Genomic DNA, 13158 nt, shown 5'->3' with positions numbered 1-13158 from the left:
AAATGGCTCGTACAACACCCATCGCACGCTACCGTAACATCGGTATCAGTGCGCACATCGACGCCGGTAAAACCACTACTACCGAACGTATTCTGTTCTACACCGGTGTAAACCATAAAATCGGTGAAGTTCATGACGGCGCAGCCACCATGGACTGGATGGAACAGGAGCAGGAGCGTGGTATTACTATCACCTCCGCAGCGACTACTGCATTCTGGTCAGGTATGGCTAAGCAGTACGAACCGCATCGCGTAAACATCATCGACACCCCAGGGCACGTTGACTTCACCATCGAAGTAGAACGTTCCATGCGTGTTCTTGACGGCGCGGTAATGGTTTATTGCGCAGTTGGTGGTGTTCAGCCACAGTCTGAAACCGTATGGCGTCAGGCAAACAAATATAAAGTTCCACGCATCGCGTTCGTTAACAAAATGGACCGTATGGGTGCTAACTTCCTGAAAGTTGTTGGCCAGATCAAAACCCGTCTGGGCGCGAACCCTGTTCCGCTTCAGCTGGCAATTGGTGCTGAAGAAGGTTTCACCGGCGTTATCGACCTGGTGAAAATGAAAGCCATCAACTGGAACGAAGCAGATGCGGGCGTTACCTTCGAATACGAAGATATCCCGGCAGAGATGCAGGACCTGGCTGACGAATGGCACCAGAACCTGATCGAATCCGCAGCAGAAGCTTCTGAAGAGCTGATGGAAAAATACCTGGGTGGTGAAGAACTGTCTGAGCAAGAGATCAAATCTGCTCTGCGTCAGCGCGTTCTGAACAACGAAATCATCCTGGTAACCTGTGGTTCTGCGTTCAAGAACAAAGGTGTTCAGGCGATGCTGGATGCGGTAGTTGACTACCTGCCATCCCCGATTGACGTTCCTGCGATCAACGGCATCCTGGACGACGGTAAAGATACTCCGGCTGAGCGTCACGCAAGTGATGAAGAGCCATTCTCTGCACTGGCGTTCAAAATTGCTACCGACCCATTCGTGGGTAACCTGACCTTCTTCCGCGTTTACTCTGGTGTGGTTAACTCCGGTGACACCATCCTGAACTCCGTGAAAGCGGCGCGTGAACGTTTTGGCCGTATCGTACAGATGCACGCTAACAAACGTGAAGAGATCAAAGAAGTTCGTGCGGGCGACATCGCTGCTGCTATCGGTCTGAAAGACGTGACCACTGGTGACACTCTGTGTGACCCGGATCACCCGATCATTCTGGAGCGTATGGAATTCCCTGAGCCGGTAATCTCCATCGCAGTTGAACCAAAAACCAAAGCTGACCAGGAAAAAATGGGTCTGGCTCTGGGCCGTCTGGCGAAAGAAGACCCATCATTCCGTGTATGGACTGATGAAGAATCTAACCAGACCATCATCGCTGGTATGGGTGAACTGCACCTGGACATCATCGTTGACCGTATGAAGCGTGAATTCAACGTTGAAGCGAACGTGGGTAAACCTCAGGTTGCTTACCGCGAAGCGATTCGCGCGAAAGTTACCGACGTTGAAGGTAAACACGCTAAGCAGTCTGGTGGTCGCGGTCAGTACGGTCACGTTGTGATCGACATGTACCCACTGGAGCCGGGCTCTAACCCGAAAGGTTACGAGTTCATCAACGACATCAAAGGTGGTGTAATTCCTGGCGAATACATCCCTGCCGTTGATAAAGGCATCCAGGAGCAGCTGAAAGCTGGTCCTCTGGCTGGTTACCCGGTTGTAGACATGGGTGTTCGTCTGCACTTCGGTTCTTACCACGACGTTGACTCCTCTGAACTGGCGTTTAAACTGGCTGCGTCTATTGCCTTTAAAGAAGGCTTTAAGAAAGCAAAACCAGTTCTGCTTGAGCCGATCATGAAGGTTGAAGTAGAAACTCCTGAAGAGAACACCGGTGACGTTATCGGTGACTTGAGCCGTCGTCGCGGTATGCTGCGTGGTCAGGAATCCGAAGTAACTGGCGTTAAGATCCACGCTGAAGTTCCGCTGTCTGAAATGTTCGGATATGCAACTCAGCTGCGTTCTCTGACCAAAGGTCGTGCATCATACACTATGGAATTCCTGAAGTATGATGATGCGCCGAACAACGTTGCTCAGGCCGTTATCGAAGCCCGTGGTAAGTAATCCACAGGATTAAAACCTAAGTCCCGTGCTCTCTCCGAAGGGGAGAGCACTATAGTAAGGAATATAGCCGTGTCTAAAGAAAAATTTGAACGTACAAAACCGCACGTCAACGTTGGTACTATCGGCCACGTTGACCATGGTAAAACTACCCTGACTGCTGCAATCACTACCGTACTGGCTAAAACCTACGGCGGTGCTGCTCGTGCTTTCGATCAGATCGATAACGCACCAGAAGAAAAAGCTCGTGGTATCACCATCAACACCTCTCACGTTGAGTATGACACCCCGACTCGCCACTACGCACACGTAGACTGCCCAGGCCACGCCGACTATGTTAAAAACATGATCACCGGTGCTGCGCAGATGGACGGCGCGATCCTGGTTGTTGCTGCGACTGACGGCCCTATGCCTCAGACTCGTGAACACATCCTGCTGGGTCGTCAGGTAGGCGTTCCTTACATCATCGTGTTCCTGAACAAGTGCGACATGGTTGATGACGAAGAGCTGCTGGAACTGGTAGAGATGGAAGTTCGTGAACTGCTGTCTCAGTACGATTTCCCAGGCGACGACACTCCAATCGTTCGTGGTTCCGCGCTGAAAGCGCTGGAAGGCGAAGCAGAGTGGGAAGAGAAAATCATCGAACTGGCTGGCTACCTGGATTCTTACATCCCAGAACCAGAGCGTGCGATTGACAAGCCATTCCTGCTGCCAATCGAAGACGTATTCTCCATCTCCGGTCGTGGTACCGTTGTTACCGGTCGTGTAGAGCGCGGTATCATCAAAGTTGGTGAAGAAGTTGAAATCGTTGGTATCAAAGAGACTGCGAAGTCTACCTGTACTGGCGTTGAAATGTTCCGCAAACTGCTGGACGAAGGCCGTGCTGGTGAGAACGTTGGTGTTCTGCTGCGTGGTATCAAACGTGAAGAAATCGAACGTGGTCAGGTTCTGGCGAAGCCAGGCTCAATCAAGCCACACACCAAGTTCGAATCTGAAGTGTACATTCTGTCCAAAGACGAAGGCGGCCGTCATACTCCGTTCTTCAAAGGCTACCGTCCACAGTTCTACTTCCGTACAACTGACGTGACCGGTACCATCGAACTGCCAGAAGGCGTAGAGATGGTAATGCCAGGCGACAACATCAAGATGGTTGTGACTCTGATCCACCCAATCGCGATGGACGACGGTCTGCGTTTCGCAATCCGTGAAGGCGGCCGTACCGTTGGCGCGGGCGTTGTTGCTAAAGTTCTGGGCTAATTAATTATCCCTGAAATAAAAAGGACGCTTCGGCGTCCTTTTTTGTTTTCTACCGTAAAGTCGCTGTCATAAAAATTCGCATTTTTTGTCTTCTCCCGCCACGTATTCCGGCGCCTGTGCTATTGTAATCATAACCATTCTCACTTACACTTTGCGCATATTTTGAACGGGAGTCTTTATGTACGTTTGTTTATGTAATGGTGTAAGCGACAAAAAAATTCGTCAGGCCGTTCGCCAGTTTCAACCACAATCTTTCCAGCAGCTTCGCAAGTTTGTTCCGGTGGGAAATCAATGCGGTAAATGCGTTCGCGCAGCGCGTGAGATCATGCAGGACGAACTGATGCAGATCCCGGAATTCAAAGAGATCGCGTAAGCCTCTATCTTTTTTTTGACATCCCCGTAGCCCGATCTACGCTTCAATGAGTGGAAGCGGAGGGACTATATAATGAAAGGTGATGTTAAAATCATAAGTTATCTCAATAAATTATTGGGAAATGAGCTTGTCGCAATCAATCAGTATTTTCTCCATGCAAGAATGTTCAAAAACTGGGGACTGACTCGCCTCAACGATGTTGAATACCATGAGTCCATTGATGAAATGAAACACGCCGATAAATACATTGAGCGTATTTTATTCCTCGAAGGCATTCCTAACCTACAGGATCTCGGAAAACTGGGCATCGGAGAAGATGTCGAAGAGATGCTGCGTTCTGATCTCCGGCTGGAGCTGGAGGGTGCAAAAGACCTGCGTGAAGCCATTGCCTATGCGGACAGCGTACATGACTACGTCAGCCGCGATATGATGATCCAGATCCTGGCCGATGAAGAAGGGCACATCGACTGGCTTGAGACCGAACTGGATCTCATTAGCAAAATTGGCCTACAGAACTACCTTCAGTCTCAGATCAAAGTGGAAAGTTAATCAGGCTTTCCCAGCCAACGCATAAACCCGCTGCCGCCAGAAATGGCCCAAAAGGCAGTGGGTTTTTTAATGTTTGCTTATCAGGAGTAAACAACGAGAAAGCAACCAGATACAGCAGAGCCATTAACGCGGCTACGAGTGCCAGTACTGGCAGTACACACCAGCCATGCCATGCCCCCAGCGCCGCCAGATATTTTATGTCGCCATATCCCATACCTTCACGTCGGCAGATGAGCCGATATCCCCAATAGATAACGGCGAATCCGGCGTATCCTGCCAGCGCACCCACCACCGCGCTCGGCAAAAAATCAGGATGGAGGCACAGCTGGTAAAGCAGGCCGGTCCATAGCAGCGGGCAAAGAAATTTATCGGGAAGAAGCCCCGTGCGAATATCGGTGCGAACAAGCAAGGCCGATAAAGCAAAATAGATCAGCAGAAAGGGGAGGGACAGTAGCATGGCGAGAGTCTCAAAACGGTTTGAGCGCATACTCGTAATAATCTGCATGTCCGGCAATGTGCAAAAACAGCAATTGCGTAGCGGCTTCAGACAAAGAGTTGAGAAGGGGGATACTTTGCATAAAAAAATGCGAGGCCTTACGCAGAGTACGTCTTTAGCGCTTAATTTCTAAACGGCACTTGCGTCTTCCCCAGATTTACGTATAATGCGCGGGCTTGTCGTAATTGACGGCGGGTTCAATCTGAACCAGAGTAGCTCACTTTGTTACTCAACAATGCTCCCAATTGGGGAGCTACGTAAGAACGGTTACACTCTCCCATCAATCGTAATGGGTTTGAGGAGTAATCATTTTCGTTTATAAAATAATTGGAGCTCTGGTCTCATGCAGAACCAAAGAATCCGTATCCGCCTTAAAGCGTTTGATCATCGTCTGATCGATCAATCAACCGCGGAAATCGTCGAGACTGCTAAGCGCACTGGTGCGCAAGTCCGTGGTCCGATCCCGCTGCCGACCCGCAAAGAGCGCTTTACCGTTCTGATCTCTCCGCACGTTAACAAAGATGCGCGTGATCAGTACGAAATCCGCACTCACAAGCGTCTGGTTGACATCGTTGAGCCAACTGAGAAAACCGTTGATGCTCTGATGCGTCTGGATCTGGCTGCCGGTGTAGACGTGCAGATCAGCCTGGGTTAATCAGGTCATCGAGCGATTGAGAGGTTGAAACAATGATTGGTTTAGTCGGTAAAAAAGTGGGTATGACCCGCATCTTCACTGAAGATGGCGTTTCTATCCCAGTAACCGTAATCGAAGTTGAAGCAAACCGCGTTACTCAGGTTAAAGATCTGGCTAACGATGGCTACCGCGCTATTCAGGTTACCACTGGTGCTAAAAAAGCTAACCGTGTAACCAAACCAGAAGCGGGTCACTTCGCTAAAGCTGGCGTTGAAGCTGGCCGTGGTCTGTGGGAATTCCGTCTTGCTGAAGGCGAAGAGTTCACCGTAGGTCAGGACATTAGCGTTGAGCTGTTTGCTGACATTAAAAAAGTTGACGTAACCGGTACCTCTAAAGGTAAAGGTTTTGCTGGTACCGTTAAGCGCTGGAACTTCCGTACCCAGGACGCTACTCACGGTAACTCCTTGTCTCACCGCGTTCCGGGTTCTATCGGTCAGAACCAGACTCCGGGCAAAGTGTTCAAAGGCAAGAAAATGGCAGGTCAGCTGGGCAACGAACGTGTAACCGTTCAGAGCCTGGACGTAGTACGTGTTGACGCTGAGCGCAACCTGCTGCTGGTTAAAGGTGCGGTCCCGGGTGCAACCGGTAGCGACCTGATCGTTAAACCAGCTGTGAAGGCGTAAGGGGATAGCAATGGAATTAGTATTGAAAGACGCGCAGAGCGCGCTGACTGTTTCCGAAACTACCTTCGGTCGTGATTTCAACGAAGCGCTGGTTCACCAGGTTGTTGTTGCTTATGCAGCTGGTGCTCGTCAGGGTACTCGTGCTCAGAAGACTCGTGCTGAAGTAACTGGTTCAGGCAAAAAGCCATGGCGCCAGAAAGGTACCGGCCGTGCGCGTTCAGGTTCTATCAAGAGCCCGATCTGGCGTTCAGGTGGCGTGACCTTCGCTGCGCGTCCACAGGACCACAGTCAAAAAGTTAACAAAAAGATGTACCGCGGCGCGCTGAAAAGCATTCTGTCCGAACTGGTACGTCAGGATCGTCTGATCGTTGTCGAGAAGTTCTCTGTTGAAGCGCCTAAAACTAAGCTGCTGGCACAGAAACTGAAAGACATGGCTCTGGAAGATGTGCTGATCATCACCGGTGAGCTGGACGAGAACCTGTTCCTGGCCGCGCGTAACCTGCACAAGGTTGACGTACGCGACGCGACTGGTATCGACCCGGTTAGCCTGATCGCCTTCGACAAAGTCGTAATGACTGCTGATGCTGTTAAGCAAGTTGAGGAGATGCTGGCATGATTCGTGAAGAACGTCTGCTGAAGGTGCTGCGCGCACCGCACGTTTCTGAAAAAGCGTCTACTGCGATGGAAAAAACAAACACCATCGTTCTCAAAGTTGCTAAAGACGCGACCAAAGCAGAGATCAAAGCTGCTGTGCAGAAACTGTTTGAAGTCGAAGTCGAAGTCGTTAACACCCTGGTAGTTAAAGGGAAAGTTAAACGTCACGGACAGCGTATCGGTCGTCGTAGCGACTGGAAAAAAGCTTACGTCACCCTGAAAGAAGGCCAGAACCTGGACTTCGTTGGCGGCGCTGAGTAAGTCGGAGGAGTAATACAATGGCAGTTGTTAAATGTAAACCGACATCTCCGGGTCGTCGCCACGTAGTTAAAGTGGTTAACCCTGAGCTGCACAAGGGCAAACCTTTTGCTCCGTTGCTGGAAAAAAACAGCAAATCCGGTGGTCGTAACAACAATGGCCGTATCACCACTCGTCACATCGGTGGTGGCCACAAGCAGGCTTATCGTATTGTTGACTTCAAACGCAACAAAGACGGTATCCCAGCAGTTGTTGAGCGTCTTGAGTACGATCCGAACCGTTCCGCGAACATCGCGCTGGTTCTGTACAAAGATGGCGAACGCCGTTACATCCTGGCCCCTAAAGGCCTGAAAGCTGGCGACCAGATTCAGTCTGGCGTTGATGCTGCAATCAAAGCAGGCAACACCCTGCCGATGCGCAATATCCCGGTTGGTTCTACCGTTCATAACGTAGAAATGAAACCAGGTAAAGGCGGTCAGCTGGCGCGTTCCGCGGGTACTTACGTTCAGATCGTTGCGCGTGACGGTGCTTATGTCACCCTGCGTCTGCGTTCTGGTGAAATGCGTAAAGTCGAAGCAGACTGCCGCGCTACTCTGGGCGAAGTTGGCAATGCTGAGCATATGCTGCGCGTTCTGGGTAAAGCTGGTGCTGCACGCTGGCGTGGTGTTCGTCCTACCGTTCGCGGTACTGCGATGAACCCAGTCGACCACCCACATGGTGGTGGTGAAGGTCGTAACTTTGGTAAGCACCCGGTAACTCCGTGGGGCGTTCAGACCAAAGGTAAGAAGACCCGCAGCAACAAGCGTACTGATAAATTTATCGTACGTCGCCGTAGCAAATAATTTTAGAGGATAAGCCATGCCACGTTCTCTCAAGAAAGGTCCTTTTATTGACCTGCACTTGCTGAAGAAGGTAGAGAAAGCGGTGGAAAGCGGAGACAAGAAGCCCCTGCGCACTTGGTCCCGTCGTTCAACGATCTTTCCTAACATGATCGGTTTGACCATCGCTGTCCATAATGGTCGTCAGCACGTTCCAGTCTTTGTTACCGACGAAATGGTTGGTCACAAACTGGGTGAATTCGCACCGACTCGTACTTATCGCGGCCACGCTGCTGATAAAAAAGCGAAGAAGAAATAAGGTAGGAGGAAGAGATGGAAACTTTAGCTCAACATCGCCATGCTCGTTCTTCTGCACAGAAGGTTCGCCTTGTTGCTGACCTGATTCGCGGTAAGAAAGTGTCGCAGGCCCTGGACATCCTGACCTATACCAACAAGAAAGCTGCGGTATTGGTCAAGAAAGTACTGGAATCTGCCATTGCTAACGCTGAACACAACGATGGCGCTGACATCGACGATCTGAAAGTCGCGAAAATTTTCGTAGATGAAGGCCCAAGCATGAAGCGCATTATGCCGCGTGCGAAAGGTCGTGCAGATCGCATCCTGAAGCGCACCAGCCACATTACTGTGGTTGTGTCCGATCGCTGAGACTCTGGAGACTAGCAATGGGTCAGAAAGTACATCCTAATGGTATTCGCCTGGGTATTGTAAAACCATGGAACTCTACCTGGTTTGCGAACACCAAAGAATTCGCTGACAACCTGGACAGCGATTTTAAAGTACGTCAGTACCTGACTAAGGAACTGGCTAAAGCGTCTGTATCTCGTATCGTTATCGAGCGTCCAGCTAAGAGCATCCGTGTGACTATTCACACTGCTCGCCCTGGCATCGTTATCGGTAAGAAAGGCGAAGACGTAGAAAAACTGCGCAAGGTCGTAGCGGATATCGCTGGCGTTCCTGCACAGATCAATATCGCTGAAGTTCGTAAGCCTGAACTGGACGCTAAATTGGTTGCTGACAGCATCACTTCTCAGCTGGAACGTCGTGTTATGTTCCGTCGTGCTATGAAGCGTGCTGTACAGAACGCAATGCGTCTGGGCGCTAAAGGTATCAAAGTTGAAGTTAGCGGCCGTCTGGGCGGCGCGGAAATCGCACGTACCGAATGGTACCGCGAAGGTCGCGTACCGCTGCACACTCTGCGTGCTGACATCGACTACAACACCTCTGAAGCGCACACCACTTACGGTGTAATCGGCGTTAAGGTATGGATCTTCAAAGGTGAGATCCTGGGTGGTATGGCTGCTGTTGAACAACCGGAAAAACCGGCTGCTCAACCTAAAAAGCAGCAGCGTAAAGGCCGTAAATAAGGAGCGTCGCTGATGTTACAACCAAAGCGTACAAAATTCCGTAAAGTGCACAAAGGCCGCAACCGTGGTCTGGCGCAGGGTACGGATGTTAGCTTCGGCACTTTCGGTCTGAAAGCTGTTGGCCGTGGTCGTCTGACTGCACGTCAGATCGAAGCAGCACGTCGTGCAATGACCCGTGCAGTTAAGCGTCAAGGTAAGATCTGGATCCGTGTATTCCCGGACAAACCGATCACCGAGAAGCCACTGGAAGTTCGTATGGGTAAAGGTAAAGGTAACGTGGAGTACTGGGTTGCCTTGATCCAACCGGGCAAAGTCCTTTATGAAATGGACGGTGTTCCGGAAGAGCTGGCCCGTGAAGCCTTCGGCCTGGCAGCAGCGAAACTGCCTATCAAAACCACCTTTGTAACTAAGACGGTGATGTAATGAAAGCAAAAGAGCTGCGTGAAAAAAGCGTTGAAGAGCTGAACGCTGAGCTGCTGAACCTGCTGCGTGAGCAGTTCAACCTGCGTATGCAGGCTGCAAGTGGCCAGCTGCAACAGACTCACCTGCTGAAGCAAGTGCGTCGCAATGTTGCGCGCGTTAAGACTTTACTGACTCAGAAGGCGGGTGCGTAATGACCGATAAAATCCGTACTCTGCAAGGTCGTGTTGTTAGCGATAAAATGGAGAAATCCATTGTTGTAGCTATCGAACGTTTTGTGAAACACCCGATCTACGGTAAATTCATCAAGCGTACGACCAAACTGCACGTACATGACGAGAACAACGAATGTGGTATCGGCGACAAGGTTGAAATCCGTGAATGCCGTCCACTGTCCAAGACTAAGTCCTGGACGCTGGTTCGCGTTGTAGAGAAAGCGGTTCTGTAATAGAGTACGCATTCTCAATACGAATAAACGGCTCAGCGATGAGCCGTTTATTTTTTCTACCCATATTGCAGAAGCGGTGTTATAATGCCGCGCCCTCGATATGGGGCTTTTTAACGGCTCTGATTTTAGAGTCTCAGGTAGTAGTTGACATTAGCGGAGCACTAAAATGATCCAAGAACAGACTATGCTGAACGTCGCCGACAACTCCGGTGCACGTCGCGTAATGTGTATCAAGGTTCTGGGTGGCTCGCACCGTCGCTACGCAGGCGTAGGCGACATCATCAAGATCACCATCAAGGAAGCAATTCCACGTGGTAAGGTCAAAAAAGGTGATGTGCTGAAGGCGGTAGTGGTGCGCACCAAGAAGGGTGTTCGTCGCCCTGACGGTTCTGTCATTCGCTTCGATGGTAATGCATGCGTTATTTTAAACAATAACAGCGAGCAGCCTATCGGCACGCGTATCTTTGGGCCGGTAACTCGTGAACTTCGTACTGAGAAGTTCATGAAAATTATCTCTCTGGCACCAGAAGTACTCTAAGGAGCGAATCATGGCAGCGAAAATCCGTCGTGATGACGAAGTTATCGTGTTAACCGGTAAAGATAAAGGTAAACGCGGTAAAGTAAAAAATGTTCTGTCTTCCGGCAAACTCGTCGTTGAAGGTATCAACCTGGTTAAGAAACATCAGAAGCCGGTTCCGGCCCTGAACCAACCAGGCGGCATCGTTGAAAAAGAAGCTGCTATTCAGGTTTCTAACGTTGCAATCTTCAATGCGGCTACCGGTAAGGCTGACCGTGTAGGCTTTAGATTCGAAGACGGTAAAAAAGTCCGTTTCTTCAAGTCTAACAGCGAAACTATCAAGTAATTTGGAGTAGTACGATGGCGAAACTGCATGATTACTACAAAGACGAAGTAGTTAACAAACTCATGACTGAGTTTAACTACAATTCTGTCATGCAAGTCCCTCGGGTCGAGAAGATCACCCTGAACATGGGTGTTGGTGAAGCGATCGCTGACAAGAAACTGCTGGATAACGCAGCAGCTGACCTGACAGCAATCTCCGGTCAAAAACCGCTGATCACCAAAGCACGCAAATCTGTTGCAGGCTTCAAAATCCGTCAGGGCTATCCGATCGGCTGTAAAGTAACTCTGCGTGGCGAACGCATGTGGGAGTTCCTTGAGCGCCTGATCACTATTGCTGTTCCACGTATCCGTGACTTCCGTGGCTTGTCCGCTAAGTCTTTCGACGGTCGTGGTAACTACAGCATGGGTGTCCGTGAGCAGATCATCTTCCCAGAAATCGACTACGATAAAGTCGACCGCGTGCGTGGTTTGGATATTACCATTACCACTACTGCGAAATCTGATGAAGAAGGCCGTGCTCTGCTGGCTGCCTTTGACTTCCCGTTCCGCAAGTAAGGTAGGGTTACTGAATGGCTAAGCAATCAATGAAAGCACGCGAAGTAAAGCGCGTAGCTTTAGCTGATAAATTCTTCGCTAAACGCGCTGAACTGAAAGCGATCATTTCTGATGTGAACGCTTCCGACGAAGATCGTTGGAATGCGGTTCTCAAGCTGCAGTCTCTGCCGCGTGATTCCAGCCCGTCTCGTCAGCGTAACCGCTGTCGTCAAACAGGTCGTCCACATGGTTATGTGGGCAAGTTTGGGTTGAGCCGTATCAAACTGCGTGAAGCCGCCATGCGCGGTGAAGTACCAGGCTTGAAAAAGGCTAGCTGGTAATTACCAATTGAATCACGGGAGTAAAGACAGATGAGCATGCAAGATCCGATCGCGGATATGCTGACCCGTATCCGTAACGGTCAGGCCGCGAACAAAGTTGCGGTCACCATGCCTTCCGCCAAGCTGAAAGTGGCAATTGCCAACGTGCTGAAGGAAGAAGGTTTTATCGAAGATTTTAAAGTTGAAGGCGACACCAAGCCGGAACTGGAACTTACTCTCAAGTATTTCCAGGGTAAAGCTGTTGTAGAAAGCATTCAGCGTGTCAGCCGCCCAGGCCTGCGCATCTATAAGAAAAAAGATGAGCTGCCAAAAGTAATGGCTGGTCTTGGTATCGCAGTTGTTTCTACCTCTAAAGGTGTTATGACTGATCGTGCAGCGCGCCAGGCTGGTCTTGGTGGCGAAATTATCTGCTACGTAGCCTAATCGGAGGAAAGAATGTCTCGTGTTGCTAAAGCACCGGTCGTTATTCCTGCCGGCGTTGATGTAAAAATCGACGGTCAGGTTATTACGATCAAAGGTAAAAACGGCGAGCTGACTCGTACCCTCAACAAAGCTGTTGAAGTTAAACATGCAGATAACGCTCTGACCTTCGGTCCACGTGATGGTTTCGTGGATGGATGGGCTCAGGCTGGTACCGCGCGTGCCCTGCTGAACTCAATGGTTGTTGGTGTTACCGAAGGCTTCACTAAAAAGCTTCAGCTGGTTGGTGTAGGTTATCGTGCAGCTATCAAAGGGAATGCAGTAGGCCTGTCTCTGGGCTTCTCACACCCTGTTGAGCATCCGCTGCCGGCCGGTATCACTGCAGAATGCCCGACTCAGACTGAAATCGTGCTGAAAGGCGCTGATAAACAGCTGATCGGTCAGGTTGCAGCAGATCTGCGCGCCTACCGTCGTCCTGAGCCTTATAAAGGCAAGGGTGTTCGTTACGCCGACGAAGTCGTGCGTACCAAAGAGGCTAAGAAGAAGTAAGGTAACACTATGGATAAGAAATCTGCTCGTATCCGTCGTGCGACCCGCGCACGCCGCAAGCTCAAAGAGCTGGGTGCAACTCGCCTGGTGGTACATCGTACCCCGCGTCATATTTACGCACAGGTAATTGCACCGAACGGTTCTGAAGTTCTGGTAGCTGCTTCTACTGTAGAAAAAGCTATCTCAGAACAATTGAAGTATACCGGTAACAAAGACGCCGCAGCAGCTGTAGGTAAAGCTGTCGCTGAACGCGCTCTGGAAAAAGGCATCAGCAATGTTTCCTTTGACCGTTCCGGGTTCCAATATCATGGTCGTGTCCAGGCACTGGCAGATGCTGCCCGTGAAGCTGGCCTTCAGTTCTAA

The 13158-nt window shown here is 50.4% G+C and carries 23 protein-coding genes; 22 read left to right on the top strand and 1 reads right to left on the bottom strand.

Annotation, left to right across the window (positions count from 1 at the left end):
* Positions 1 to 2: 2 nt before the first annotated feature.
* The 4 genes from fusA (at position 3) to bfr (ending at position 4293) form a co-directional block, all read left to right on the top strand.
* On the top strand, positions 3 to 2117 hold the full coding sequence (gene fusA / locus SK53_RS18815) for an elongation factor G (protein WP_022651946.1): 2115 nt from the start codon (positions 3 to 5) through the stop codon (positions 2115 to 2117).
* A 69-nt stretch (positions 2118 to 2186) separates the two neighbouring features.
* Positions 2187 to 3371 carry an elongation factor Tu gene (gene tuf / locus SK53_RS18810; protein ID WP_022651945.1) on the top strand — a complete coding sequence of 395 codons (1185 nt, stop codon included), beginning with the start codon at positions 2187 to 2189 and terminating at the stop codon, positions 3369 to 3371.
* 178 nt (positions 3372 to 3549) lie between these two features.
* Entirely contained in the window at positions 3550 to 3744 is a 195-nt protein-coding gene (bfd, locus tag SK53_RS18805) for a bacterioferritin-associated ferredoxin (RefSeq protein WP_003863268.1), read from the top strand.
* A gap of 72 nt (positions 3745 to 3816) precedes the next feature.
* Complete coding sequence (gene bfr / locus SK53_RS18800; protein WP_003863270.1) at positions 3817 to 4293, top strand: bacterioferritin; 477 nt, start codon at positions 3817 to 3819, stop codon at positions 4291 to 4293.
* Here the strand turns inward: bfr and SK53_RS18795 are convergent.
* Positions 4277 to 4750, bottom strand: a complete 474-nt coding sequence (locus SK53_RS18795; RefSeq protein ID WP_048209879.1) for a prepilin peptidase — start codon at positions 4748 to 4750, stop codon at positions 4277 to 4279. The genes bfr and SK53_RS18795 overlap by 17 nt on opposite strands.
* Positions 4751 to 5132: 382 nt before the next feature.
* Here SK53_RS18795 and rpsJ point away from each other — a divergent pair, with 382 nt between their 5' ends.
* The 18 genes from rpsJ to rplR all read left to right on the top strand — a co-directional run bounded on the left by rpsJ (position 5133) and on the right by rplR (position 13158).
* Positions 5133 to 5444 (top strand): 30S ribosomal protein S10, encoded by a 312-nt coding sequence (rpsJ, locus tag SK53_RS18790; protein WP_001181005.1) that lies wholly within the window; start codon positions 5133 to 5135, stop codon positions 5442 to 5444.
* Between the two features lie 32 nt (positions 5445 to 5476).
* Complete coding sequence (gene rplC / locus SK53_RS18785) at positions 5477 to 6106, top strand: 50S ribosomal protein L3 (RefSeq protein WP_048209878.1); 630 nt, start codon at positions 5477 to 5479, stop codon at positions 6104 to 6106.
* 10 nt (positions 6107 to 6116) lie between these two features.
* Positions 6117 to 6722: a 50S ribosomal protein L4 gene (gene rplD, locus SK53_RS18780; protein ID WP_000424395.1), complete on the top strand. Its 606-nt coding sequence runs from the start codon at positions 6117 to 6119 to the stop codon at positions 6720 to 6722.
* The gene (rplW, locus tag SK53_RS18775; protein WP_000617546.1) at positions 6719 to 7021 is read left to right on the top strand and encodes a 50S ribosomal protein L23; all 303 of its coding nucleotides are present in this window, start codon (positions 6719 to 6721) and stop codon (positions 7019 to 7021) included. The genes rplD and rplW overlap by 4 nt, the downstream gene beginning before the upstream one ends.
* A gap of 17 nt (positions 7022 to 7038) precedes the next feature.
* The gene (rplB, locus tag SK53_RS18770; protein ID WP_000301859.1) at positions 7039 to 7860 is read left to right on the top strand and encodes a 50S ribosomal protein L2; all 822 of its coding nucleotides are present in this window, start codon (positions 7039 to 7041) and stop codon (positions 7858 to 7860) included.
* A 16-nt stretch (positions 7861 to 7876) separates the two neighbouring features.
* Positions 7877 to 8155: a 30S ribosomal protein S19 gene (gene rpsS, locus SK53_RS18765; RefSeq protein ID WP_001138117.1), complete on the top strand. Its 279-nt coding sequence runs from the start codon at positions 7877 to 7879 to the stop codon at positions 8153 to 8155.
* Positions 8156 to 8169: 14 nt separating this feature from the next.
* On the top strand, positions 8170 to 8502 hold the full coding sequence (gene rplV / locus SK53_RS18760) for a 50S ribosomal protein L22 (RefSeq protein ID WP_002919773.1): 333 nt from the start codon (positions 8170 to 8172) through the stop codon (positions 8500 to 8502).
* Between the two features lie 17 nt (positions 8503 to 8519).
* Positions 8520 to 9221, top strand: coding sequence for a 30S ribosomal protein S3 (rpsC, locus tag SK53_RS18755; protein WP_000529945.1), 702 nt, complete (start codon positions 8520 to 8522; stop codon positions 9219 to 9221).
* 12 nt (positions 9222 to 9233) lie between these two features.
* A complete protein-coding gene (gene rplP, locus SK53_RS18750) occupies positions 9234 to 9644 on the top strand; it encodes a 50S ribosomal protein L16 (protein ID WP_002919759.1) in 411 nt (136 codons plus the stop codon).
* Positions 9644 to 9835: a 50S ribosomal protein L29 gene (gene rpmC, locus SK53_RS18745; protein WP_003863282.1), complete on the top strand. Its 192-nt coding sequence runs from the start codon at positions 9644 to 9646 to the stop codon at positions 9833 to 9835. Before rplP ends, rpmC begins: the two co-directional genes overlap by 1 nt.
* The gene (gene rpsQ, locus SK53_RS18740) at positions 9835 to 10089 is read left to right on the top strand and encodes a 30S ribosomal protein S17 (protein ID WP_002438707.1); all 255 of its coding nucleotides are present in this window, start codon (positions 9835 to 9837) and stop codon (positions 10087 to 10089) included. Before rpmC ends, rpsQ begins: the two co-directional genes overlap by 1 nt.
* Before the next feature lie 166 nt (positions 10090 to 10255).
* Complete coding sequence (rplN, locus tag SK53_RS18735) at positions 10256 to 10627, top strand: 50S ribosomal protein L14 (protein WP_002919748.1); 372 nt, start codon at positions 10256 to 10258, stop codon at positions 10625 to 10627.
* Between the two features lie 10 nt (positions 10628 to 10637).
* The gene (gene rplX, locus SK53_RS18730) at positions 10638 to 10952 is read left to right on the top strand and encodes a 50S ribosomal protein L24 (protein WP_003863287.1); all 315 of its coding nucleotides are present in this window, start codon (positions 10638 to 10640) and stop codon (positions 10950 to 10952) included.
* A 14-nt stretch (positions 10953 to 10966) separates the two neighbouring features.
* On the top strand, positions 10967 to 11506 hold the full coding sequence (rplE, locus tag SK53_RS18725; protein ID WP_003863290.1) for a 50S ribosomal protein L5: 540 nt from the start codon (positions 10967 to 10969) through the stop codon (positions 11504 to 11506).
* 14 nt (positions 11507 to 11520) lie between these two features.
* A complete protein-coding gene (rpsN, locus tag SK53_RS18720) occupies positions 11521 to 11826 on the top strand; it encodes a 30S ribosomal protein S14 (RefSeq protein WP_003863291.1) in 306 nt (101 codons plus the stop codon).
* A gap of 30 nt (positions 11827 to 11856) precedes the next feature.
* Positions 11857 to 12249 (top strand): 30S ribosomal protein S8, encoded by a 393-nt coding sequence (gene rpsH, locus SK53_RS18715; protein WP_006178918.1) that lies wholly within the window; start codon positions 11857 to 11859, stop codon positions 12247 to 12249.
* A gap of 12 nt (positions 12250 to 12261) precedes the next feature.
* Complete coding sequence (rplF, locus tag SK53_RS18710; protein WP_003863296.1) at positions 12262 to 12795, top strand: 50S ribosomal protein L6; 534 nt, start codon at positions 12262 to 12264, stop codon at positions 12793 to 12795.
* A 9-nt stretch (positions 12796 to 12804) separates the two neighbouring features.
* Positions 12805 to 13158 carry a 50S ribosomal protein L18 gene (gene rplR, locus SK53_RS18705; protein ID WP_003863297.1) on the top strand — a complete coding sequence of 118 codons (354 nt, stop codon included), beginning with the start codon at positions 12805 to 12807 and terminating at the stop codon, positions 13156 to 13158.

The organism is Enterobacter sp. MGH119 (assembly GCF_001037675.1).
Taxonomy (GTDB): domain Bacteria; phylum Pseudomonadota; class Gammaproteobacteria; order Enterobacterales; family Enterobacteriaceae; genus Enterobacter; species Enterobacter hormaechei_C.
Note: the sequence above shows the minus strand (reverse complement) of the source record. Positions and strands in the feature narration are given on the sequence as shown.